We start from the raw sequence: 23892 nt of genomic DNA, 5'->3' as shown, positions 1-23892 counted from the left end.
AACGGGGGATGATAAGATTGTCTCCTGAATCGACTCCTTTTATACTATAAAGAAACAACATTTTTGGAGGACGCTCATGACATCATTTCAATTCACGAAAATGCACGGACTAGGAAACAATTATATATACGTCAATCAGATGAAGGAACAGCTTCCAGAAGAGCAGCTGTCAGAGATAGCGATCCGCGTTTCTTCTGTTTATACAGGTATCGGTTCAGACGGAATGATCCTCATTTGCCCATCAGATGTTGCGCCTGTGAAGATGCGCATTTTCAACAATGATGGATCAGAGGGGAAAAACTGCGGTAACGGTCTGCGTTGCGTGGCAAAATATGTGTATGAGCATCAAATCGTAACAGACACAACGTTCCAGATTGAGACATTGTCAGGACTCGTTGAGGCGACCGTTCATGTGCAGGATGGTCACGTTCAGTTAGTGACAGTTGATATGGGTAAACCTCGTTTTGAAAAAGAAGCGATGCCAATGCTTGGTGAACCGGCCAGTACAACGATCAATGAACCGCTTGATTTTGGCACGACGACCTTAAATGGAACAGCTGTTTCAATGGGGAATCCCCATATCGTTTTCTATTTAGAAGACATTGAACAGGCGCCGCTTGATTCAGTTGGGCCAATTATTGAAAAGCATGACATGTTTCCAGAAGGCGTCAATGTAGAATTTGTGGAACGTGTCAGTGAAACGGAACTGCATTTTCGCGTGTGGGAAAGAGGATCAGGGATTACGCAAGCGTGCGGAACAGGAGCATGTGCTGCGGCTGTATCAACGATTGTGAATGGACATGCGAAAAAAGAAACGGATATGACCGTTCATCTAGCTGGCGGAGACCTCATCATTCGCTGGAAAGACAATGACCATGTGCTGATGACAGGACCTGCTGAAACAATTTGTGACGGCACATTCTATCTCTAAACCATTTATTTGAGAAAAGGCAACATCACGTTTATAATTGAAAAGAAACATCCAGTCAAAAGGAGGGATGATCGTGAGTACACCAGTAACGATTACAGAAGCTGCTGCATTGCAGATTAAAGATATGATGAAAGAACATGAAGAAGAAAATGCGTTCCTGCGAGTTGGCGTAAAAGGTGGCGGCTGCAGCGGTCTTTCATACGGGATGGGCTTTGACCATGAAGTCTCAGAGAAAGACACGCAGTTCGAACAGCACGGCATCAAGGTTCTTGTCGACTCCGAAAGCCTTGACATCATGAACGGAACCATCATTGATTTCAAACAATCACTAATGGGCGGCGGTTTCACGATTGACAATCCGAACGCGATTGCGTCATGCGGATGCGGTTCTTCGTTCAGAACAGCCACGAATACCGGTACGCCGGAAGAGTGTTAACAACTGATCATGGATAATAATAAGCCTCCTTGTTCGTTTGTTTTTGTAAACAACACGATCGAGGAGGCTTTTTGTTTTGAAGAGAAAAGATGACCAAAAAAAGATACTCATTCAGCGTCTCTTTCTCAAATGGCTTCTTCTATTTTCAATAGTTCTTTATCCAAGACATCCACCAACTCTTGGGTGCTAAACATATAGATCACCACTTCTTTATTGCCATCTTCCACATGGACTTCAATTTCAATTTTAATCTTTGCTGGTTTTTCATGGTATACCACTTCAAAGATGCCCATTCTTTTTGTATCATTGTTTTTATTCATTTTTTGAACGTTGGTGAGTATCTGTTTGATTTCTTGATCACTCAAACCAGCATCTAAAACCGAAGTGGATACACGCTTTAAAAAAGGTTCTAGCTGATCAACATCCATATTCGATCCGGCAGCGAATTGAGCATAATGTTTGTTATAATCTTTTGCGAACACTTCTACTGAGCCGCCAATCATCAGTAACAAGCTCAAACTAATCATGAAACGCTTTATCATCTTTCCACCTATCCTTCATGACAATCTTCTACTTCTTATATCGGTTGAACCAATCAAACCTTCATTCATTCCATTCCTTCTTAAACAATTTGTAAATCGCTCAATTTTGTTACAGCTTGTCCTCACAACTGGCTATTTCCCCTCGAAAAGAGTATCATGAGAACCAAACATATACTGTCATCAGAAAAGAGGTTGCTGAGGTTTGAGTGAACAAATCAATTGCAGGAACTGTCATGAACTGATTCCGTATCGTTCAAAAACATGTCCGTCTTGCGGGATAGACAAGCCGCTTCCGAAAAAGGAACGTGTGAAGGATCGGGTAATTTTGGTTGTGGCAGGAATTGTTGTGGTGTTACTTGCTGCAATGGTACTTGGAATGGCGAATGCCTATATTGGGATTTTTAAATAAACAAAAAAGGAGTTCCGCAGATGGAACTCCTTTTTTTGATCCGTTCTTATTTATTTTCAAATAAGCTTGTGGAATGGAGCGGCTGTACACGGGCTTTCGGGTCCATGTAGGCTTTCGCGTTGTTCACAGCAGTTGGTGCTTCACCAAATCCGCTTGCGATTAATTTGACTTTTCCTTCATACGTACAGATGTCTCCTGCCGCATAGAAGCCTTCGATGTTTGTTTCCATCGTGGATTTGACCACGATAGAGTTCTTTTCGATTTCAAGGCCCCATTGTTTGATTGGTCCAAGGGAGGAAACAAAACCGAAGTTGACGATCACGTCGTCCACATCTAGTACTTGCTTTTTATCGCCTTTGACTTCTTCAAGCACAATTTGTTCGATGCGGTCTTCCCCAATGAGCTCCGTTGGGACAAATGGTGTCAGCACATTGACTTTCGAGTTGTGCAAGTTTTCTACACTGTGCTCATGTGCACGGAATTTATCACGACGGTGAATAATCGATACTTCTTTTGCGATTGGCTCAAGCATCAGTGCCCAGTCAACCGCAGAGTCTCCGCCGCCAAGAACAGCAACACGTCTGCCAGCGAATTGGTTCAGGTCATTGATGAAGTAATGCAGGTTGCTTCCTTCGAATGATTCTGCTGCATCTAGCTCAAGCTTTCTCGGTTGGAATGCACCGTTACCAGCTGTAATGATGATCGTTTTTGAATAATGAACCTCTTGGTTTGTAACGAGTTTGAAAATACCGTCTGCTTGTTTTTCAACCGTTTCCACAGCTTGCTCTAAGCAAATGGTTTGGTCAAATTTATCCATTTGTTCCTTTAAATTATCAACTAATTCTTGTGCGCGGATTTTTGGGAAACCAGCCACATCATAAATGTATTTTTCAGGGTAAAGAGCGGATAGTTGACCGCCGAGCTGAGGAAGGCTTTCAATGATTTTCACACTTGCCTGTCTCATGCCTCCGTAAAACGCAGTAAACAATCCGACTGGGCCGCCCCCGATAACGGTAATGTCATATACCTTAGAATCTTCTTGCATTCCTTAATCCTCCCAAATGAAAATTGTTATCACTATATCATATCATACCACATATCGTCGTTTGACTTGTTTTGAAAAACTTGTCGTTTTTTGATGCTGATGCTGTGAAAAGGGGAAAAAAGAGAGAAAGACCGTTTATCCTAAGGATTTTCAGTTTAAAGCCTTGAAAAAAGGAGCAGAACTCGCTATTATTGTTAAGGGAACTAAATATTAATTTTTTATGAATTTTTGTCGGATACGGTCAAATGCTTTCGTTTTTTGTAGGTGAAAGTTCAGATTTTCACATACTTATTTTTTGTTTAAATTTCATAAAATGCCGCAAAGCGGTTGAGAATAACGATATGTAATTCTTTATCCGTTTTACAGCAAATTTAAAAAAGGTGGATGTGATTCCAGTGAATAAACCGAAAATCGTTGTATTAGGTGCAGGTTATGGCGGATTAATGACTGTAACAAGATTAACAAAACAGCTTGGCACAAATGATGCGGACATTACTCTTGTGAACAAGCACAATTATCATTACGAAACAACATGGTTACATGAAGCAAGTGCAGGTACTCTTCATCATGACCGTTGTCGTTATCAAATCAAAGATGTGATTAACAGTTCCCGTGTCAACTTTGTACAAGCAACAGTTGAAAGCATTAATAAGGAAGAGAAGAAAGTTGTGACATCAGATGGCGAACTTTCTTATGACTACCTTGTTGTTGCGCTTGGTGCTGTTCCTGAAACATTTGGTATTGCAGGACTGAAAGAATATGCATTCTCAATCTCTAACATTAACTCTGCTCGTCAGCTTCGTGAGCATATTGAGCTTCAATTTGCGACTTATAATACAGATGCTGAAAAGCGCCCAGAGCGTCTAACTATCGTTGTCGGCGGTGCAGGCTTCACAGGTATTGAGTTCCTTGGTGAGCTTGGAAACCGTGTACCTGAGCTTTGCAAAGAGTATGATATTGATCAAAAAGACGTGCGTATTATCTGTGTAGAAGCTGCACCAACAGCTCTTCCAGGATTTGATCCTGAATTGATCGACTATGCGATGAACTACCTTCAAGGTAAAGGTGTTGAGTTCAAAATCGGTACAGCGATCAAAGAATGTACGCCTGAAGGCATCATTGTTGGAAAAGACGATGATACAGAAGAAATCAAAGCTGAAACTGTTGTATGGGCTGCTGGTGTACGTGGTAACCCAATCGTTGAAGAAGCTGGATTTGAAAACATGCGCGGCCGCGTAAAAGTGTCTCCAGATCTTCGTGTACCAGAAAATGAAGATGTATTCATCATCGGTGACTGCTCATTAATCATCAATGAAGAAATTAATCGTCCATACCCACCTACTGCACAAATTGCGATGCAGCAAGGTGAAACAGTAGCGAAAAACCTTGCAGCACTAGTAAAAGGTGGCACGCTTGAAAGCTTTAAGCCAGACATCAAAGGAACAGTTGCTTCTCTTGGTGAACACGACGCTGTAGGTGTTGCGTTTGGTAAAAAACTTCAAGGAACAAAAGCTTCTGCAATGAAAAAAATCATCGACAACCGTTCATTATTCATGGTTGGCGGACCAGGACTTGTTCTGAAAAAAGGAAAATTCAAGTTCTTCTAAACCGATATAGACAAAAACGTGTATCCCTGTGGTACACGTTTTTTCATGTTTGACGGAATATTTTCTCACTTGGTACTGGACAGAAAAATATGTTATGATTAATTATCAGAAAATTTAGATTAAGGAGTGAGCAATATGAATGCACAAACGAAAGAAAAAAAGTCAACTTGTCAGTATTGTTCAGGAAAAGGATATTTTCAGTTATTGCTCGGCGGATCAGAAACATGTGAGGAATGTAAGGGGACAGGAAAGAAGCATTAATCTTACGGCTTTTTCCATTGATTGACTTCATCTCTATTTCCAAGTTAAACTAATGATGGGATATTTGGGGGTGGAGATGAAGTGATCAGTTTACCAGTCGTTATCATTTCAGTTATTTTATTTTTCGTGTTATTCTTCGGCATTGGCTTTTTGCTGAATATGCTGCTGAGAATGTCATGGATTATGGCAATTTTATATCCAATTGTATGCCTTTTCATTATCAATAATCAAAAGATGATCGCTTATGTAAGAGAACCAGGCATTGCTTTTTCCGGGATAGGAGACCGCATCGTTTCTCTTGCTGCGGCAGATATCATCATTTTATTAAGTGGTCTAATTGGTGCCATTGCCTCAGGTTTTGTCATCAATGCCCTTCGTAAAAGAGGCTATCAAATGTTTTAACTCACTTGTCTACACGCAAGTGGGTTTTTTTGTTTCTCCTTTGCATAGTTTCCATTTTGTTTGGAAACAAATAGATGGGTAGAGGAGTGACAAATAGAAATGAAAACATGGATGAAACGATTGTTCATGACAGGTCTGTTTATGCTTGCCTTGATGACAAGCTTTACGGGCATATCTGGCGTAGAACCAAGTGATCTCGCTGCATGGGTGAAAGAGACCGATGCCGGTAAGCACGTATCTTCTTTTTTAAAGCATCCAAAAAGGCAGACGATGGCGGTGAAAAGTGATGATTTGCGTGCTGTTTCTCTCGAAGAAGCATTTAATTGGAACGATTATCCGAAGCAAAAGGTTGTCGCCACAGGTTATACAGCAGGAGTAGAATCAACAGGTAAGACGAAAGAACATCATGCATATGGCATTACATATTCAGGCGTCAAAGTAAAACGTGATTTATATTCAACCGTGGCAGCGGACCCATCTGTCTTTCCGATAGGAACTGTCCTGTTTATCCCCAATTATGGCTATGGTGTAGTCGCAGATACTGGGAAAGCGATTAAAGGTCATAAGCTTGATTTATATTATGAAACGGTTGATGATGTGTATAGAGAATGGGGTAAAAAGGTGCTGGACGTTTATGTGATTAAAAAGGGTGAAGGGACGCTGACAGAAAAAGACTTAAATCAGTTGAATGAAGCAGAATCGATGCAAGTGTTCCGGCAGCAGTTTCAAGCCAATAAAGAATAAAAAAGCTTTGGATCTCAAAAGGTCCAAAGCTTTTTCGTTTCTACATGAAGTAATAATCTAAGATGAGTGTGAGCAAGATTCCTGTTAAGCCGCCGAAGAAGACTTCAATCGGCTTATGCCCAAGAAGCTCTTTCAATTTCTTTTGCTTCTCTTTTTCTTCCGCATTTGGGAAGTTCTTTGCCTCGGCAACAAACCGGTTAAAATCTGTGACCAGTTTGTTCAGGACAGTTGCCTGTTCTCCTGCCTGTCTGCGAACACCTGTCGCATCAAACATTGTAATAATGGCAAAGATGGCGGAAATGGCAAAAATAGATGTTCCTAGCCCGTGCTCTAAAGCAACTGCTGTTGAGAGTGCTGTTACTGCTGCGGAGTGTGAACTTGGCATTCCGCCTGTGCTTGTAATGAGCGACCAATCTAGTCGTCTAGAAATGATAAATTGAATCGGTACTTTTACAAATTGTGCAAAAAAGATGGCTGCAAGGCTGGCAAGCAGCGGAAAATTCGTCAGTACGCTCATGAACAAGAAACATCCTCTCTTTAAGAAAAAATAACGTGCGAAATGATAAAGTATTTACCCTAGTAAGATAAAAAAATGATGGCAGTAAGAACTGTTGCCAAGTCCATGTTCATTATAACATTAAAGAAAGTAGATGTGGAACGAGGAGACCATGGACAGGCTGCTATGGATCGCTGCCGCTTTTTCATGATGCCCTTCCGCGTGCCAAAATATAAATGTTCTTCAAGGGAAGACAGGCTGGCAATGATCGTATCAGCACATAAATTTTGATATAATAGAAGTTCCAATGTGAAATATGGAGTTCATTGAAGGAGCGTGTGATAAATATGTTTTTCTCGACAAATGAGTTGCAACATAAAGATACACTGGCCATCGGACTTTTTCAAAAGAGCCAATTATCAGGAAAAGCAAAAGAAATGGATGAATTACATGGAGGAAGAATCACTGAATTACTAAAAGAAGGCGATATTTCGTCTAAGCGAAATCAGCTTTCGAAATTTTTCCCATCCCCTGAAACCGGCATTAAACGCATTTATTTTGTCGGGCTTGGGAAGGAGTCAGATTACACGTTTGAAGAGGCAAAGGAAGTGTTTGCGCATTTATTTAAAAAGCTTCATCAAGATAAAAAGCAAGCAGTTTCGGTTTTGCTTGATACATTTACAGGAAAGGATCTGCCTGTTCAAGATGCAGCCCATGCCCTTTCTGAAAGCTGCCTTTTAGCTACATATGAATTACAAGATTTTAAACATAAAACGAATGAACCGGATCGCTTTATCGAATTTGTTTATGCAACAACGGATCATGATGCTGCCGAAATTCAGGCAAGTCTGAAAGTGGGCGAAGTCTACGGACAATCGGTCAATTCGGCTCGTACACTTGTGAATATGCCGCCGAACATGCTCACGTCCTCTGATCTTGCATCCTATGCGGCAGAGCTTGCTTATAAATATGAATTCGAGATTGAAATTTTAGATAAAGAACAAATGGAAGAGCTCGGAATGGGCGGTATTCTAGCCGTTAATAGAGGCTCAACAGAACCACCGAAGCTGATTGTATTGAAATATCAAGGCAAGGAAGAATGGACAGACGTCATCGGCCTTGTCGGTAAAGGCATTACGTATGATACAGGTGGGTATTCCTTAAAGCCAAGAGCAAGTATGGTGGGGATGAAAACAGATATGGGCGGTTCAGCCTCTGTTTTAGGCGCAATGGAAATCATCGGTGAACTTCGTCCAGAGCAGAATGTCATTGCGGTCATCGCCTCAACAGATAATATGGTCTCAGCAGATGCGATGAAGCCAGATGACGTCATTGTCTCACTAAGCGGCAAAACAATCGAAGTGCTTAACACGGATGCAGAAGGTCGTCTTGTTTTAGCAGATGGTGTGACCTATGCGAAGCAGCATGGCGCCTCTGTGCTTGTGGATGTTGCGACATTAACAGGCGGTGTCATTGTGGCACTTGGGAATGAAACAACAGGCGTGATGACCAATAACGATGAACTGTATGCCCAGTTTAAAGAGGCATCAGAAGAATGCGGGGAAATGATTTGGCAGCTGCCAATCACCGAAAAAGATAAAAAACGAGTAAGAAACAGTAAAATGGCTGATCTGAATAACTCACCAGGTCGTGATGGTCATGCGATCATGGCAGGTGCATTCATTGGGGAATTCGCTGAAGACACCCCTTGGGTTCACTTAGATATTGCAGGAACAGCCACGACAGAAAAGCCTTCATGCTTTGGTCCAACAGGAGCAACAGGTGTGATGGTCAGATCATTAGCGACATTTGTGGAACGATTTGAACCGAAGAAATAACAACGGAAGCTCTGCCAACTGGCAGAGCTCAGCGTGTAGACAAACCCTCGCATTCGGTGTCAGTCCTGCGCTTCGGTGCTCACGAATGTCAAATTCGCTCCGCGCCGATGCTCGTCCTTCCTAGACTGCAAAGGTTTTCTATCACGCTGAAAAGAAGACAAAGGGCTAAAATAAAATTCATTTTAGCCCTTTGTCAACAATCTGAGCTCTGCCAACTGGCAGAGCTTTTTATGTAGGACATACGCCATTTGACGAAGTAAATTTTCTATGGTAACATACGTTGGTACTTTAATTATCTACTACATTAGTAAACTAAAGGATTTCGGAGGTTTCACCATGAATGCAGTTGTTTTAGCGGTTGTTTTAATGTTGATATTAAGCTTGCTGCGGGTCAATGTCGTGATTGCGCTGGCACTTGGCGCTTTAGCGGGCGGACTTGCAGGTGGATTAGGTCTAGGGGGAACAGTTCAAGCGTTCACTGACGGTCTTGGCGGAAATGCGACAGTGGCGATTAGTTACGCACTATTAGGTGCATTCGCAGCCGCACTGACGAAAACGGGTCTTCCTGATGCCATGGTCGAAGGAGCTGTGAAGCTTCTTGGAAAAGAAGGCGATTCAAGAAGAAAAACATTATCAAAAGTGCTCATTATTCTGGTCATTTTGATCGTATCTTGTTTTTCTCAAAACGTTGTTCCTGTTCATATTGCCTTTATTCCGGTCTTAATCCCGCCATTATTAAAGGTGTTTAACGAGCTTCAAATTGACCGCAGACTGCTAGCATGTGTGATGACTTTCGGACTTACTGCACCATATATTTTGCTTCCGGTCGGTTTTGGACAGATTTTTCACGGAATGCTTCGTGACAACATGAAAGATGCAGGTTTAACAGTGAATTTAGCAGACATTCCGTATGCGATGCTGATTCCTGTAGGCGGCATGGTTCTTGGCTTGATCGTTTCACTCTTTGTCTATCGTAAGCCAAAAACATATGAGAATCGTGACATTACGGATGTAGAAAAATCAGCATATACAAAAAAGAGCTTATTCTTTGCTGGACTTGCGATCCTTGTATCACTTATTGTTCAGTTATATCTCTCTCAAAGCCTTGGAGTCGAAGGGATGATCTTCGGTGCGCTTGCAGGCTTGCTTGTCTTGTTTGTAACGGGAATGATGAAACGCGATGAAGCAGATGCGCTGATTACATCTGGCATGAACATGATGGCATTTATCGGATTTGTTATGCTTGTTGCAGCTGGATTTGCCAATGTTTTAACGAAAACAGGAGATATTGAATCTCTCGTCAAGGCGTCTTCTCAATTTATCGGAAACAGCCAAAGCTTAGCGGCCATTTTAATGCTACTGGTGGGTCTGCTAGTGACAATGGGCATTGGCTCATCATTTGCAACGATTCCGATTATTACGACGATCTTTGTCCCGCTTTGTTTACACTTAGGATTCAGCCCGATGGCGACTATTGCGATTATTGGTTCAGCTGCGGCGGTAGGAGATGCAGGTTCACCTGCAAGCGACAGTACACTCGGACCAACATCTGGACTGAATATGGATGGACAGCATCACCACATTTGGGGTACATGTGTCCCAACATTCGCCTTTTATAATATCCCGCTCGTCTTGTTCGGCTGGCTTGCGGCAATTATTTTATAAAATGAAAAAAGGGTTCCTTACTCGTAGAGTAGAGGAACCTTTTCTGATATTAGGAAGCTGTTTGTTCTTTTCGAAAGGATGTAGCTTTTGAAACAGATCGATAAATTTTAGGTGCCAGCATCGCAAGGAGGATGGTCAGCGCATAGTCTTTTACCATAAACCACATCATGAAGAACCATGTAGTTTGATAAGAGATTGGTGCGTTCAGCCATACATTTAATGCGATGTATGTATAAGTTGTCCCGATCACATACATCACGGTCGTTCCTGCAATGGCTGCAAATAAAAAGCGGCCAAAACCAGGGTTTTGTCTTTTTTCAAGAATGAATCCGGCAAGCCAAGCAGCAGGAATGTATGATAACACAAAGCCACCGCTTTTTCCTAAAATAACGCCGAGACCCGCCGAGAACTGTGCGAATACAGGTGCACCAGCGATCCCAACAAGAGCATAGACAATCATGGCCAATGCGCCAAGTCGTCTGCCCAGCAAAAGACCAGCAAGCACACAAAAAAACGGCTGCATCGTAAGTGGGATTCCGCCGACCTGTAAAAATGGCACAATGGATGTGATATTGGCTCCGATAGCCATGAGCGCAGCAAACATCCCGACGAGCACAAAGTCAGCTGTTCTTGTCTTCTTTTGCATGATATTTCCCCCTGTCTTATCTGTACAAATAGATTAAGGGGAAGAGGTTCTTTTGTCAACTCATTTTTATTTTAGGTTAACAATAAAACCCGCCCCTGAAAAGGGCGGACTAGATATTAAGCTTCGGTCATGGAAGAGGTTTCAAGGGCTTTACTAACAGGCACATAATCATAGCCGAGATCACGAGCGACAGCTTCATAGGTGATATGTCCGTTCATCACATTGACGCCTTCAGCAATCGCCTTGTTTTCTTTGATCGCTTTTGCAGCGCCTTTATTTGCAATCTGCAGTGCGTATGGGACCGTGACGTTTGTTAAAGCAACTGTCGATGTTCTCGGAACCGCTCCTGGCATATTGGCAACAGCATAATGTAAAATGCCGTGCTTTTCATAAGTAGGCTGATCATGTGTTGTAATATGATCGATTGTTTCCACAATCCCGCCTTGGTCAATGGCTACATCGACAATGACAGAACCAGGCTTCATTTGTTTCACCATTTCTTCTGTGACAAGGGTTGGTGCTTTAGCACCTGGGATGAGAACCGCACAAATAAGCAGGTCTGCCTCGCTCACTGAATCTGCAATGTTAACAGGATTAGACATTAACGTTTTCATTTGATGGCCAAACTGATCGTCCAGCTGACGTAATCGTTCTGCATTTACATCAATAAGGGTGACATCTGCGCCAAGTCCGATCGCCATTTTCGCTGCATTTGTTCCAACGACACCGCCGCCAATAATGGTGACTTTCCCCCTCGATACTCCTGGCACGCCGGCGAGCAAAATGCCTTTTCCGCCTTTTGGCTTTTCTAAAAATTGAGCACCAATCTGAGCAGCCATTCTACCTGCTACTTCAGACATTGGCGTTAATAGAGGGAGTGATTTTCCGTCCGTTACCGTTTCATAAGCAATGGCTGTTACACCTTTTTGTTTTAATGCTTCAGCCAAGGAGGGCTCTGCTGCAAGGTGCAAGTACGTAAATAAGATCAGACCTTCTCTGAAATATGAATATTCTTCTGGTAATGGTTCTTTTACCTTCATAATCATATCAGAAGATGCCCACACATCTTTCGCTTGATCAAGAATCTCTGCACCAACAGATACATAATCGTCATCAGTGAATCCGCTTCCAAAACCAGCGTTCGTTTCAATTAAAATCTGGTGTCCAGCTGAAAGCAATTGAGATGCTGCTCCTGGTGTTAATGCGACCCGGTTTTCATTGTTCTTAATCTCTTTCGGAATGCCGATGATCATATCAATTCCTCCTATGCTTATCTATTGATATTGTATGTCTAGTGTATCCTGAAAGTTTAGAAAATTCTTCGGTTGAATGAAAAAATTAAAAAACGCCTCTTTGTGAAATTTCACAAAGGGACGTTTTTTAGCTTCATATCAAGATAAATGGTCATTTTCTCATTCATGTTTTTTAAATCAATTTCTGCAATGTCTGTAATCCGCTTCAGTCTATAATTCAGTGTGTTGATATGAATATTTAACTGCTTTGCGGCGATATTGGCGTTGCTGTCACAATCAATAAACCGTTCAAGGGTCTCGACGAGGTTGGAATGATGCCTGAGATCGTAATCCTCAAGCTTTGATAAAGAGTAACTGGAATAAGACGATCCCTTTCGTTTTTCTGCAAGCACATCTAAATATTGATAAATACCCAGTTCAGAAAAGCTGTTTAATCGTTCTGTTTCCACAGGAAAGCGTTCTTTTGTTTTTAAGACGGCCAGTGCTTCTTTATAGGATGGCTGAATATGAGTAATGTGATCGTAAATTCCACCAATGGCCGCCTGAACGTGATGGATCTGATACCGATCAGACAGCTGCTTTAGCATGCCGCTTGTGAATTGTTTAATATCTTGAAGCGGATGTTCTGTTTTTGGCGAGACAAGAATAATGAATTCGTTAAAATCAACAGTCGTTAACAGCACCTGCACTTGCTGCGTTGTTTCAAGCAGATAGGAGAGCTTCTTTTCCGTATCTTCTGTGAGTTCATCACGAAGGCGAAAGATAATAATGGCATACGTGTCTGGACATCTCATCCCAAGCCTCAAGAAGAGATCAAGCATCTCATCCTTTTCATGAATATGTCCTGTGAGCATCTTCCAAAATAGCTCCTGATTGCGTTCTTCTGTTTTCGTTTTTCGAATTTGTAAATTGAGTAATTTGTTTTTCACGGCATGTGCTGCCATCTTGAGAAGGTCCATTTCTTCATCTGAAAAAGGCTGCGTGGATTCAATTGCCCAGATAAAGCCGAGCACCTCTTTGTCTTTCCATATGGAAATGGCAACCCTGCTGGATAGACCGACTTCTGCAATTTGAGGTACGCGAAGCGGTTCATCTGTTTTAAGGAGTGTAGGAATGATACCGTCTTTCCAAAGCCGATTAATGACTTTTTCCGGTACACGGCGGGAGATAATGGTTGAAGTTCTGGCGGGATCAGTGAAATCATTATGTGTGCTATAGGCTAATAATCGATGATGAGTATCTTCTATAGTAATAGGGCAATTGAGCACATCACTAATTTGGTCTGCCACATCCTCTAAACGATCAAGGCTATACTTAAATGGATCTGTCTTTTTTGTCATAAAAAACCCCTGCTTTTTCGAATATTTCACGTACTTACATTATGAAGAGAATCAGGTACGTAAATCAACAAGAAAATGCCATAATCATTAAAAAAACAAAAAGCTTGAGAAATGAGCACATTGGTCATGCGTTGATCACAAAAAGAAATAGTACAATAATAATGTAGTAAAAAATCAATAGGCGGAAAGATTCATCGAAGTGCACGCCCTTTTATTAAGAATATATGACCAAAAAATTGTTAAATACTAGATAAAGAGCGAAAAAACAGTAATTCTATAGACTCATTTTGTAAAATAAAAACAGATTTGTTTGACTGTGTATCATTTCTGTTTTTATAATAATAACGTCAAAAAATAAGTGGATTAGCCCATTATATGGCGGCTATGCACGGGAGGTAATGAGGAATATGTCAGGAATTATTCGCGTAACCCCAGAAGAACTAAGAGCGACCGCTAAGCAATATGGTGTTGAAAGTCAAGAAGTGTTAAACCAAGTTGATCGTCTAAATAGAATGATCTCTGACCTAAAAGGAATGTGGGAAGGTGCTTCTAGTGAAGCATTCGCTGATCAATACGAACAGCTAAAACCTTCATTCATCAAAATGTCTGATCTATTAACAGATGTCAGCAATCAGCTTGATCAAACTGCAAATACACTTGAAAGCACTGACCAAGACATCGCTAGCCAAATCCGCGGCTAATCAAAGGGATTTCCTTTCTAAGTGTGAAAAGCAGAAAAAGCGCCGAGTCTGTCAGTTGATGCCGGCGCTCTTTCTATTTTGTGAGGTGGAAATTTGTGTATATCGATATTACCATCGACTTAAAAAACTATGATGGCAGTGTGTTTGATTTGAGACTATCAAATTATTTACATATTAAACAAGTCATCCATATCGCCTGGCAGGCAAAACAAATCTCACTACCTAAACGAGATGGCGGATGGGTGCGTGTAGTCAATAAGAAAGCTGTGTTTTCAGGCGAATATAAGCTGTCAGACTGTGGAATCACCACAGGAGACAGGCTGGAAATACTATGAAAGGACTTTTGTAAATGGCAGATAAAAAGAGTTCCTATTTAGAAGAACAATTAGAAGCAGTCATGAAAAAAGAGGAAGGCACTTACACCTTCATTTTTCAAAGAGAGACAATTAAACTCTTAGACGGTTTAGAAGCGGCACCGATTAAAGACATCAATCCTTCATTTAAAAAAGAGATCCAATTAACCGAAGGTGAGGTCATCATTTCGATTCAACCGCCTCCTGCCTATCAGGAATTTCGTTTCATCCATGCAAAGGATGAAAAAAGCAAATGGATTTTTTCATACCAGCTTGTCGATGCAGTGTGCAAACACGACGTGAAGCGGCTGCATCCTATTGTTTCTCCTGAAAACATTGTTTTTCATCAAGGCTTAGCGCCTGCATTTTTGCATTACGGGGTCAAAGAAAGCATCCCGCCATATGAAACCGACCAACAACGTTTGTTAAAAGAGGTCAAAGCCGTCATTCTTCGAGTGGTGGACCATGAATATCAGTTTCAAGAATATTTGGCTTATCATGATACGTTGAAATTATCTGAGCAGGCAAAGGAAATAAGTGATACACAGTCGCTGGAAGAATTGTCTGCTTTGATTCAACAAAAAATAGAAGCCATCGAAGCAAAAGAAAAGACGCTCTTAACTATTCCAAAAAAGAAATGGAAGATTGAACGATACATTGGACTTGGTCTCCTTGTTCTTTTGATTCCTGCATTGGTGTATACCATTTACACGTTCTTTTTCGCCATGCCGAAACAAGAAGCGTATGTGGAAGCGAACAAATATTATCTCAACAAACAGTACAGCCAAGTGGTGGATACGCTCGAAAAATACAAAGCCGATCAAATGCCAGTCTCTCTTCAATATGAACTGGCCATTTCGTATGTGCAAACGAATCAAGGGAATCTATTGCTTGACCAGCACAAAAAAGAAATCACGGATACGTACACATTGCAGACAGACCCGCAATACTTCCTGTTCTGGATTCATATTGGACAAGGCAATAGCAAGGAAGCTCTGGATATTGCAAGGGTGCTCGGGGACGACCGATACATATTCACAGCACTCGTCGCCTACCGCAATGAAATTCAAAATGACGACAGCCTATCTGCTGAAGAAAAACAAAAACAGCTAGATCCAATCATTAAGGAAATGGCGAAGTATGAAGAAAAAGAAACAACGGAGACGAGCACCAATGACTCCTCAGATGCAAGCCAAACAGATGAAACAGCTGAACAAAAAGAGCAGTCAAAAGCCGATCAGGAGAAAAAAGAGAAAGAATCTGATGCAAAAAAGAAAACCTCTCAGACGAAAAAAGATGAGAAAAAATAATTCTTTCGATACAACTGACAGTTGGTGCTGTCCGATGAGGAGGTGGAGCGTTTGAGTCTTCTATGGGTTTTTTATGAAGAAGATTATCAAACCGTCCGTTTAGATGAGCAGTTCAACCGGGAAGCTGTGATTGGACCTGAAATAGAGCATACAGTAACGATTCCTTCCCTTTCGTTTGATGAAGGATTGATTCGTTTATCTCCAGATGAAACGAATGACGGCTTTTCTCTTTATCAGGGCGAAAAAAAGAAAGGTCACTTACTTCCACATGAACCATATCAGGTTGGTTCACTCACACTCATGTTGATGGATTCACATCATGATCAAACCATTTATTACCTAGGAAATAGAGTCGAAGTGACTATTTCAAGTGAAGAAATAGATGAAGCGGATGTGTGGAAAGAAGAAGCCCATTCAATGTTTCAAAATGCCAAATCCTTCACGTTGGAAAAAATAGAAGGCGCTTGGTATGTGATTCCCCAAGATGAAACGATCTATGTGAACGGGAAACAGCTGCACGGTCCACAGCAGCTTCTTGCTGGAGATGAGCTGTTTTGGAACTTTTTGACGCTGTCATTGAAAGATGATGATTTATTGCAAGTAATAGCATTTGAATCATTTCAAACACGTTTAGAAAAAACAAGGCGGCCGAGTACCGAAACGAAACAAAAATATCCTTTATATAGACGAACACCACGTTTGATTTACGATCTGCCAGATGACCGGGTGTCTTTCAGCTTTCCTTCACAGGAGAGTGAAAATAACGGCAGAGGACTTTGGCTCGTGGTTCTTCCGCCGCTTGTCATGCTGATTGTCATGGGGATCGTGGCCCTTGTACAGCCGCGAGGTATCTTTATTGTCGTGTCGATGGCGATGTTTATTATGACGTTAATTACTTCGTCCGTTCAATATTTTAAAGAGAAATCACAGCGCAAAAGACGAGAAGAGAAGCGGCAACGCGTTTACTCTCTTTACTTAGAAAATAAGCGGAAAGAGCTGCAAGAGTTGTATGACCGTCAACAATTTATTTTAACGTATCATTATCCGTCTTTTGAACAAATGAAATATTTGACGTCAGAAATCAGCGGGCGTATTTGGGAAAAGACGCTTGTCAGTGATGATTTTTTACAGCTGCGTCTAGGGACAGGTGCAGTTCCTTCAAGTTATGAATTATCGACGAGCGGCGGCGATATGGCCAATCGTGACATCGATGATTTAATGGAACAAACCCAGCATATGCAAAACGTCTATCGCGAGATAAAAGATGTACCGATTACGTTCGGTCTTGCGGACGGTCCAACCGGATTAATAGGAAAACCGGCAATTGTCAAAAATGAGCTTCACCAGCTTGTCGGCCAGCTTGCTTTCTCGCACAGCTATCATGATTTGAGATTTGTTTTTATCTTTAATGAACAGGAGTATGAGAACTGGGAATGGATGAAATGGCTGCCGCACTTCCAACTTCCTCATACATACGGGAAAGGGTTTATATATAACGAACAAACACGTGATCAGCTCTTGTCTTCTATTTATGAAATTTTGCGAGAGCGTGATCTGGAAGAGGAAAAAGAGAAAAAAATATTTACGCCTCACTTTGTGTTTATCGTGACAAACCATGAACTCATTGCGGAACACGTGATTTTAGAATACCTAGAAGGCAGCCGGACGGATTTAGGCATCTCAATCATCTTTGCAGCAGAAACAAAGGAAAGCTTGGCTGAAAATATTTCAACGCTTGTTCGTTACATTAACGAAGAAGAAGGAGATATTCTCATTCAGCATAAGAAGGCCGTACGAATTCCATTTCAGCTGGATGCACATGAGCGAGCGGACAATGAGCTGTTTGCCAGAACCTTAAGAACATTAGATCATCAAGTCGGGATGACCAACTCAATTCCAGAAACGGTCTCCTTCCTTGACCTGTTTCATGCCAAACAGGTAGATGACATTGGCATTCGTGAAAAATGGCTGACATCTGAAACAGCAAAGTCATTATCTGTGCCTATCGGTTATAAAGGAAAAAACGATATTGTCGATCTGAATCTGCATGAAAAAGCACATGGCCCACATGGTCTGTTAGCGGGAACAACGGGATCAGGAAAAAGTGAGTTTTTACAGACGTATATTTTATCCTTGGCTGTACACTTTCACCCGCATGAAGTGGCGTTCCTGCTCATTGATTACAAAGGAGGCGGAATGGCGCAGCCGTTCCGAAATATTCCGCACTTACTTGGTACGATCACAAACATTGAAGGCAGCAAAAACTTTAGTGAAAGAGCGCTTGCCTCTATTAAAAGTGAACTGAAGAAAAGACAGCGCTTGTTTGATCAGTATCATGTGAATCATATCAATGACTATACGAAACTCTATAAAGAGAAAAAGGCGGAACAGGCGATGCCTCATTTGTTCTTAATCTCTGATGAGTTTGCTGAATTAAAAAGTGAAGAGCCAGATTTTATTAGAGAGCTTGTCAGTGCCGCGCGGATTGGACGAAGTCTCGGTGTCCATCTCATTTTGGCGACACAAAAGCCCGGCGGGGTCATTGATGATCAAATTTGGAGTAACTCCCGCTTTAAAGTCGCATTAAAGGTACAAGATGCATCAGACAGTAAGGAAATTTTGAAAAATAGTGATGCAGCGTCGATTACCGTGACAGGTCGTGGATATTTACAAGTGGGGAACAATGAAATCTATGAATTATTCCAGTCGGCTTGGAGCGGTGCACCGTATATGGAAGACGGCTACGGATCAGAAGATGACATCGCCATTGTAACGGACACTGGACTGATCCCATTATCAGGGGTAAGTACAGAGCCAGCTGTGAAAAAAGAGACAGTGACGGAAATTTCCGCTGTTGTGGATGAAATTGAACGTATGCAGCAGGAGCTTGGAATTGAAAAGCTTCCGAGTCCATGGCTTCCACCGCTTGAAGAGCGGATTCCAAAAACACGTTATGCATCAAGTGAAGAGCACGTCTTCCATTTCGCTCTTGTCGATGAGCCAGATCAGCAAAGCCAGCATCCACTATCTTATCAAATGATGGAGGATGGAAATATTGGCATCTTCGGTTCATCCGGCTACGGCAAATCACTTGCTGCAACAACACTGCTTATGAGCTTCGCAGAAAGATATTCACCTGAAGAATGGCATGCATATATTTATGACTTCGGTAACGGCACCTTGCTACCGCTTGCCAAACTTCCGCATACGGCTGATTATTTCTTAATGGATCAAATGAGAAAGATTCAAAAGTCGATGAAGCGTCTTCGTGAAGAGGTTGAATATCGCAAGCGTTTATTTAGACAGCAGGAAATGAGTCATATCAAAATGTACAATGCGCTGAATGAGAAAAAGCTTCCATTCATATTTATCGTGATTGACAACTTTGACATTGTGAAAGACGAAATGCATGAACTCGAATCTGAATTTATTCAGTTAAGCCGTGATGGACAATCGTTAGGCATTTATTTCTTAATCTCAGCGACTCGTGTCAACGCAGTCCGTCAATCTCTTATGAACAACTTGAAAACAAAGATTGTCCATTACTTAATGGATCAAGGAGAGGCATACTCCATTATTGGCAGACCGAAATTCAGCTTAGAGCCAATTCCAGGACGAGTCATTATCAACAAAGAAGAGCTTTATTTTGCCCAAATGTTCCTGCCAGTTGAAGGAGAGAACGATCTCGAATTGTTTGAGCATTTAAAACAAGAGATCCAGCTTCTAGATGCTCGCTTTGAATCAGCTGAAAAACCAAAACCTGTGCCGATGCTTCCTGATAAGCTGACGGTCTGGGAGCTTGAGAGTCGTTTAGACGATCAAAAGCAGCCATATGACATTCCAGTAGGACTGGATGAGGAATCTGTGGCACCTGTTTACTTTGATTTGAAAAAGAATAAACACTGCCTCATTATCGGACAAACGCAGCGCGGGAAAACAAATGTGACCAAACTGATGCTTGATCAGCTATTAGTAGCAAAACCTGAGAAGCTGGCCGTCTTTGATTCGATTGATCGGGGGCTCTCTCATTATGCAAAAGAAGAGAACATTGATTACCTTGAAACAAAGGATGATATCACAGAATGGGCAGAGGAAATAGATCGTTTATTCAAGGTGCGTGAAGAGATGTACGTCGAAGCTGTGCGCCGGGGAGAGACTGATCAGTTGTCGTTCTCTCAAATTGTGCTTGTGATTGATGGCATTACGCGTTTTCAGCAGACAATCGACCCGCGTCTTCAAGATCAATTGGCTGATTTCATGAAGTCATATGCACACTTAGGCTTCAGCTTGATCGCATCAGGGAATCATACCGAATTCAGTAAAGGCTATGATGCACTCACAAACGAAATCAAACAGGTTCGTCATGCCATGTTACTGATGAAAAAATCAGAGCAAAACATCATACCGCTTCCGTATGCAAGACAAGAACCAGAGATTCAGCCAGGATTCGGATATTTGGTTGAAAACGGGAAAGAGAAGAAAATCCAGGTTCCTTTATGTGCGGTAGAAAGGAAGAGTGTTCAATGACAGAGCAGCAAAAAAGCTCCATCAAAATCGTGTCGACCATGATACTGATTCTCGTCTTGCCGGTTCTATTTTTCCATCTCATTGGGGATGATCCGGCAAAACAGAAAAAGAATGCCACACGTAACATAGCCGTGGTCAATGAGGATATGGGGGCGAGCGAAAGTGAAAATACCGCTCGTTTCGGACAGGATGTGGTGGCGGCATTATCAGAGCGTCCAGATTACACATGGACAGTCGTCAATCGAAGTGCGGCAGAAAATGGCCTGAAAAATAGAAAGTACGATGCAGTTCTCTATATTCCATCTGACTTCTCTAAAAATGTGCTGAGCTATGATAAGGATCATCCTGAGAAGGCATCTATCCAATTCTCAATCCAAGATCAGCTCAATGCAGTGAATAAAGAAAAAGTACAAAGAGAGCTAGAAAATGCTCAAAAGAAAATGAATGAACAAATGTCGACTTTATATTGGAGTTTTGTATCACAGGAAATCGGCAATGTCAGAGAAGAGTTTGAGCATATTGTTGGCAAAGAGGTCGAATTCCAAAACACGATGTACAACTTCTATAAGCCAAATTCAAACAAACTATCTGATGCCGTCCAGCAGCAGAAGAAACAAATAGAAGAACTAAAAAATGCGATGGCCGATTCACAAAAACAGTATAAAGACGGTTTAAGTACAACAGAAGAAGCGAAAAGCCAGCTAAAGGATTTCGTAAAAGTAGTCGATCAATATCAGCAGTATCAAGACAAACAAAAGGATCTCTTGATCAAAGCGCAATCGACAAGCAAAAAACAAATCCAGCAAGGACTCAAACAGCTTGCGGAGATTCAAAACCAAAATGCCCGCAGCTTTAGCGATCAAATGGGCGGACTCAAAACCGATATCAATGGGGTCCAAAGTCAGCTTAAAACAACGGACAGCGCAATTCAATCTGTTCAAAAGGCAAGAGAAGACGCAATCCCTAAGCAATCGTCGGGATTAAAGGAACTTGTGAAGACGTCTCAAGAAGAACTGTTGAAGGATTATGAAGGTCAATACTTAGAGGACTATAAAAATAAAATAACAGCTTTGCTGACGAAGCTAAACGTAAAAAGAGAACAGCTATTGGCTGAAACTGAATCGCCAGATGATTCCAGTAACGACGGGCCATCAGATCAAGATAATGAAAACCCAGAAGAGATTGGAATTAACCTCGATGAAGAAACAAATGAGCTCTCTCAAATTTCAACAGAAATGAACGATCTCGCGGATCAATTAGCAAATCAAGAGACACCGCCTTCTATTGAAGGTGATAAAGATGGTGACAACGATGAAAATCCTGCTCAGCCAGATACCGGCAGCACGAATTCATCGAAGGATGACCTTAAAGCACTCTCGACTCGTTTAGAAGAAGTAAAAAAGAAGATTCAAGAGAAAGCTGCTGCTCATAATGAAGAATTAAAAGGCAAAGTGAGTCAAATGAGTAAAGAGCTTGAGAGACTTTCTGAAAAAGTAGGAAAGCTTGAAAAGACGATCCTATTGTTGCAAGATCGATATAATGTGATTCCAAATGAAATCAAAAATCAGGAATCAACTATTTTGAGCAAAGTAAAAGAGTTAGAGAGCAGAAATTCACCGATTGTTAAAGTTTTTAAAGATAATCTTTTTGAGAAAAAGTTTGAAACAAAATCAACAAATACTAAAAAATTAATGGAATACTCCAATCAACTGTCTCAGCTAGAGATGATGCTTGGGAATCTATATCAACCAACAAACAACTCATCTCTACTAGACACAAAAGGAGATGAAATCCAGTCCATCCTTTCCATCAAAAAAGAAGAAACGGAAAACTGGGATACACTCAAAAATCAAATGCTGACGTCAAATGATGATGTGTCTACCTTTATTGATGAGATGCAAAAATTCTCAGATGGCTACGCAGAATACATTTCGACTCAGCAGGCAAGCATGGAACAGGAGTTAAATGCCATTTCTGAAAGTGCGGACACAGTAGCTGAACAAATGGCTGATCAAGGAGATGCGGTGTATACGGCAGACCTTGCGGGCAGTTCGATTGTTGTGAGTGCACAGGATTCAATTGGTCAGGAAGTGCTTCGTCTTTCTGAAAATATGAGTTCGTTAACTGACCGCCAAAAAGGGGTGGCGGATTATACGAATAATATTGAAGAAAGTGTCACAACCGTTCAAGAAAAAGCAGATACGTTGAACGAAAACTGGAGTAAGAATGTCAATTCTACGAAGCTTGTTCAACAAGATTTAAAGGGTATTTTAGGCAACACTTTAGACGATCAAGGCAACAGCAACTATGTGTATAACCATTTAGCCAATCCGCTGAAAATTAGCGGCGATGTGCCAGAAGAAAAAACGCAGACTGTACCGCCAGTAGTCATTTTGGTTATTGTGATGATCAGCAGTTTGTTGATTGGCTTTTTTAGCTCGTACTATGCGTCAGCGCCAATGCTGGTCAAAGGTGCACTGTTTGGTATTTTAAATCTGCTAGTCGGGCTCATGATCAGTCTGTTTGGACTCAACATTTACAAACTAGCTGATGACCAAGCCATTCAATGGTCGATCTTTACGATTTTGCTGCTAGTGGCATGCTCTGCCTTTATTCGCACAGCTTTCCTTTTCGGTTCAATTGCCGGATGGATGGCAGCAACGGCGCTTATTTTCTTCTTTGTTGCACCGTTAATTGATTTGGTCATGCCAAACTTCCATTTTACAAATCCAGTGACAGACGTGTATCTGTCCATCCAATATGGAAATGGAGACAACTTCGGTATGGGCATCACAGGGCTACTGATTTTAACGATATTGTTCATGGTCATTCCACTAGTGAAGAAGCTATGGAAAGACAAAACAGAGGAACGTGATGTCACTCATGAGGCTTAATCTATTCGTCAAAGGGATGGCACTTGGTGTCATATCCCTTTTTCTCCTCAGTCCTGCTGCTTTTGCTGCTACAGGTGAAGATACGGATACGAATGTCAAGCCGAATGAATATCAAGAAAAGAACCTCAATATTAATTCGAGTATATTGAGGGATCAAACGAAATACGAACAAAGCAAAACAACATCTAAAGTCAAAACGGACATTCACTTTGCTGACCCGCCTAAGACCTCTGGTGGTCAACTTTCGCCGCAAATTTTTAGTGATCTGAAAGACAATCCGCCTAAAACGCCAGCTCGTATGATGAAAGAGATGAATATCTCTTTCAGCGATTCGGCTGTATCAACTCCTTCTGGCGATGATCATGAAAAGCAGAGATCGGCGCTTCTGCCAATCATTTTTGGCATCTTGATCGCCTTTGGCATCATTGTCATGATCATTCTGATTCCAAAGGTGAATGTGAAGACGGAAAAGAAATAGCCTGCCTCTTTAAA

At 41.5% G+C, this 23892-nt stretch carries 21 protein-coding genes; 15 read left to right on the top strand and 6 right to left on the bottom strand.

Going from position 1 to position 23892, the window contains the following annotated elements:
* Positions 1-76: 76 nt before the first annotated feature.
* Positions 77-931, top strand: a complete 855-nt coding sequence (gene dapF, locus ACSBQP_RS09550) for a diaminopimelate epimerase (protein ID WP_008346809.1) — start codon at positions 77-79, stop codon at positions 929-931.
* Between the two features lie 73 nt (positions 932-1004).
* Positions 1005-1367 carry an iron-sulfur cluster insertion protein ErpA gene (gene erpA, locus ACSBQP_RS09545; RefSeq protein ID WP_008357254.1) on the top strand — a complete coding sequence of 121 codons (363 nt, stop codon included), beginning with the start codon at positions 1005-1007 and terminating at the stop codon, positions 1365-1367.
* 125 nt (positions 1368-1492) lie between these two features.
* Here the strand turns inward: erpA and ACSBQP_RS09540 are convergent, their stop codons facing one another.
* Entirely contained in the window at positions 1493-1909 is a 417-nt protein-coding gene (locus ACSBQP_RS09540; protein ID WP_008346805.1) for a hypothetical protein, read from the bottom strand.
* A gap of 202 nt (positions 1910-2111) precedes the next feature.
* Here ACSBQP_RS09540 and ACSBQP_RS09535 point away from each other — a divergent pair, with 202 nt between their 5' ends.
* Positions 2112-2318, top strand: a complete 207-nt coding sequence (locus ACSBQP_RS09535) for a hypothetical protein (RefSeq protein ID WP_008346803.1) — start codon at positions 2112-2114, stop codon at positions 2316-2318.
* Positions 2319-2364: 46 nt separating this feature from the next.
* Here the strand turns inward: ACSBQP_RS09535 and yumC are convergent, their stop codons facing one another.
* Positions 2365-3363, bottom strand: a complete 999-nt coding sequence (gene yumC, locus ACSBQP_RS09530) for a ferredoxin--NADP reductase 2 (RefSeq protein ID WP_008357239.1) — start codon at positions 3361-3363, stop codon at positions 2365-2367.
* 389 nt (positions 3364-3752) lie between these two features.
* On the opposite strand from yumC, the gene ACSBQP_RS09525 reads away from it, so the two are divergent.
* From ACSBQP_RS09525 to ACSBQP_RS09510, 4 genes are all read left to right on the top strand, one after another.
* Entirely contained in the window at positions 3753-4970 is a 1218-nt protein-coding gene (locus tag ACSBQP_RS09525; RefSeq protein WP_162149727.1) for an NAD(P)/FAD-dependent oxidoreductase, read from the top strand.
* Between the two features lie 135 nt (positions 4971-5105).
* The gene (locus ACSBQP_RS09520; protein WP_008346797.1) at positions 5106-5231 is read left to right on the top strand and encodes a YuiA family protein; all 126 of its coding nucleotides are present in this window, start codon (positions 5106-5108) and stop codon (positions 5229-5231) included.
* 81 nt (positions 5232-5312) lie between these two features.
* A complete protein-coding gene (locus ACSBQP_RS09515; RefSeq protein WP_003212933.1) occupies positions 5313-5633 on the top strand; it encodes a YuiB family protein in 321 nt (106 codons plus the stop codon).
* 99 nt (positions 5634-5732) lie between these two features.
* A complete protein-coding gene (locus tag ACSBQP_RS09510; protein WP_017358926.1) occupies positions 5733-6377 on the top strand; it encodes a 3D domain-containing protein in 645 nt (214 codons plus the stop codon).
* A 40-nt stretch (positions 6378-6417) separates the two neighbouring features.
* Here the strand turns inward: ACSBQP_RS09510 and ACSBQP_RS09505 are convergent, their stop codons facing one another.
* On the bottom strand, positions 6418-6894 hold the full coding sequence (locus ACSBQP_RS09505; protein ID WP_008346791.1) for a divergent PAP2 family protein: 477 nt from the start codon (positions 6892-6894) through the stop codon (positions 6418-6420).
* A 326-nt stretch (positions 6895-7220) separates the two neighbouring features.
* Here ACSBQP_RS09505 and ACSBQP_RS09500 point away from each other — a divergent pair, with 326 nt between their 5' ends.
* Both ACSBQP_RS09500 and ACSBQP_RS09495 read left to right on the top strand, forming a co-directional pair.
* Positions 7221-8711, top strand: coding sequence for a leucyl aminopeptidase (locus ACSBQP_RS09500; protein ID WP_008346787.1), 1491 nt, complete (start codon positions 7221-7223; stop codon positions 8709-8711).
* 336 nt (positions 8712-9047) lie between these two features.
* Entirely contained in the window at positions 9048-10376 is a 1329-nt protein-coding gene (locus ACSBQP_RS09495; RefSeq protein ID WP_217816344.1) for a Na+/H+ antiporter family protein, read from the top strand.
* A gap of 49 nt (positions 10377-10425) precedes the next feature.
* Here the strand turns inward: ACSBQP_RS09495 and ACSBQP_RS09490 are convergent, their stop codons facing one another.
* The 3 genes from ACSBQP_RS09490 to ACSBQP_RS09480 all read right to left on the bottom strand — a co-directional run bounded on the left by ACSBQP_RS09490 (position 10426) and on the right by ACSBQP_RS09480 (position 13615).
* Positions 10426-11022, bottom strand: coding sequence for a biotin transporter BioY (locus ACSBQP_RS09490; protein WP_041091835.1), 597 nt, complete (start codon positions 11020-11022; stop codon positions 10426-10428).
* A gap of 116 nt (positions 11023-11138) precedes the next feature.
* Complete coding sequence (gene ald, locus ACSBQP_RS09485) at positions 11139-12275, bottom strand: alanine dehydrogenase (RefSeq protein ID WP_008345903.1); 1137 nt, start codon at positions 12273-12275, stop codon at positions 11139-11141.
* A gap of 110 nt (positions 12276-12385) precedes the next feature.
* Positions 12386-13615, bottom strand: coding sequence for a PucR family transcriptional regulator (locus ACSBQP_RS09480; RefSeq protein ID WP_025207915.1), 1230 nt, complete (start codon positions 13613-13615; stop codon positions 12386-12388).
* Positions 13616-14022: 407 nt separating this feature from the next.
* Here ACSBQP_RS09480 and ACSBQP_RS09475 point away from each other — a divergent pair, with 407 nt between their 5' ends.
* The 6 genes from ACSBQP_RS09475 (at position 14023) to essA (ending at position 23878) form a co-directional block, all read left to right on the top strand.
* Entirely contained in the window at positions 14023-14316 is a 294-nt protein-coding gene (locus tag ACSBQP_RS09475; RefSeq protein WP_003213769.1) for a WXG100 family type VII secretion target, read from the top strand.
* A gap of 95 nt (positions 14317-14411) precedes the next feature.
* Positions 14412-14651 carry an EsaB/YukD family protein gene (locus tag ACSBQP_RS09470; protein ID WP_008345897.1) on the top strand — a complete coding sequence of 80 codons (240 nt, stop codon included), beginning with the start codon at positions 14412-14414 and terminating at the stop codon, positions 14649-14651.
* A gap of 14 nt (positions 14652-14665) precedes the next feature.
* A complete protein-coding gene (gene essB / locus ACSBQP_RS09465) occupies positions 14666-15979 on the top strand; it encodes a type VII secretion protein EssB (RefSeq protein ID WP_007500453.1) in 1314 nt (437 codons plus the stop codon).
* A 51-nt stretch (positions 15980-16030) separates the two neighbouring features.
* Entirely contained in the window at positions 16031-20506 is a 4476-nt protein-coding gene (gene essC / locus ACSBQP_RS09460) for a type VII secretion protein EssC (RefSeq protein WP_435028354.1), read from the top strand.
* Positions 20503-23400 (top strand): type VII secretion protein EsaA, encoded by a 2898-nt coding sequence (esaA, locus tag ACSBQP_RS09455; protein WP_435028353.1) that lies wholly within the window; start codon positions 20503-20505, stop codon positions 23398-23400. The genes essC and esaA overlap by 4 nt, the downstream gene beginning before the upstream one ends.
* Positions 23381-23878, top strand: a complete 498-nt coding sequence (gene essA, locus ACSBQP_RS09450; protein WP_017358933.1) for a type VII secretion protein EssA — start codon at positions 23381-23383, stop codon at positions 23876-23878. The genes esaA and essA overlap by 20 nt, the downstream gene beginning before the upstream one ends.
* Positions 23879-23892: the final 14 nt, after the last annotated feature.

Origin of the sequence: Bacillus sp. G402 (genome assembly GCF_051172515.1) — a bacterium.
Taxonomy (GTDB): domain Bacteria; phylum Bacillota; class Bacilli; order Bacillales; family Bacillaceae; genus Bacillus; species Bacillus altitudinis.
Note: the sequence above shows the minus strand (reverse complement) of the source record. Positions and strands in the feature narration are given on the sequence as shown.

What these genes read in the sequence shown, in the direction of transcription:
- dapF (WP_008346809.1), top strand. Translation starts at nt 77, where the DNA reads ATGACATCATTTCAATTCACGAAAATGCACGGACTAGGAAACAATTAT.
- ACSBQP_RS09540 (WP_008346805.1), bottom strand. Translation starts at nt 1,909, where the DNA reads ATGATAAAGCGTTTCATGATTAGTTTGAGCTTGTTACTGATGATTGGC.
- yumC (WP_008357239.1), bottom strand. Translation starts at nt 3,363, where the DNA reads ATGCAAGAAGATTCTAAGGTATATGACATTACCGTTATCGGGGGCGGC.
- ACSBQP_RS09520 (WP_008346797.1), top strand. Translation starts at nt 5,106, where the DNA reads ATGAATGCACAAACGAAAGAAAAAAAGTCAACTTGTCAGTATTGTTCA.
- ACSBQP_RS09510 (WP_017358926.1), top strand. Translation starts at nt 5,733, where the DNA reads ATGAAAACATGGATGAAACGATTGTTCATGACAGGTCTGTTTATGCTT.
- ACSBQP_RS09505 (WP_008346791.1), bottom strand. Translation starts at nt 6,894, where the DNA reads ATGAGCGTACTGACGAATTTTCCGCTGCTTGCCAGCCTTGCAGCCATC.
- ACSBQP_RS09500 (WP_008346787.1), top strand. Translation starts at nt 7,221, where the DNA reads ATGTTTTTCTCGACAAATGAGTTGCAACATAAAGATACACTGGCCATC.
- ACSBQP_RS09495 (WP_217816344.1), top strand. Translation starts at nt 9,048, where the DNA reads ATGAATGCAGTTGTTTTAGCGGTTGTTTTAATGTTGATATTAAGCTTG.
- ACSBQP_RS09490 (WP_041091835.1), bottom strand. Translation starts at nt 11,022, where the DNA reads ATGCAAAAGAAGACAAGAACAGCTGACTTTGTGCTCGTCGGGATGTTT.
- ald (WP_008345903.1), bottom strand. Translation starts at nt 12,275, where the DNA reads ATGATCATCGGCATTCCGAAAGAGATTAAGAACAATGAAAACCGGGTC.
- ACSBQP_RS09480 (WP_025207915.1), bottom strand. Translation starts at nt 13,615, where the DNA reads ATGACAAAAAAGACAGATCCATTTAAGTATAGCCTTGATCGTTTAGAG.
- ACSBQP_RS09475 (WP_003213769.1), top strand. Translation starts at nt 14,023, where the DNA reads ATGTCAGGAATTATTCGCGTAACCCCAGAAGAACTAAGAGCGACCGCT.
- essB (WP_007500453.1), top strand. Translation starts at nt 14,666, where the DNA reads ATGGCAGATAAAAAGAGTTCCTATTTAGAAGAACAATTAGAAGCAGTC.
- esaA (WP_435028353.1), top strand. Translation starts at nt 20,503, where the DNA reads ATGACAGAGCAGCAAAAAAGCTCCATCAAAATCGTGTCGACCATGATA.
- essA (WP_017358933.1), top strand. Translation starts at nt 23,381, where the DNA reads ATGTCACTCATGAGGCTTAATCTATTCGTCAAAGGGATGGCACTTGGT.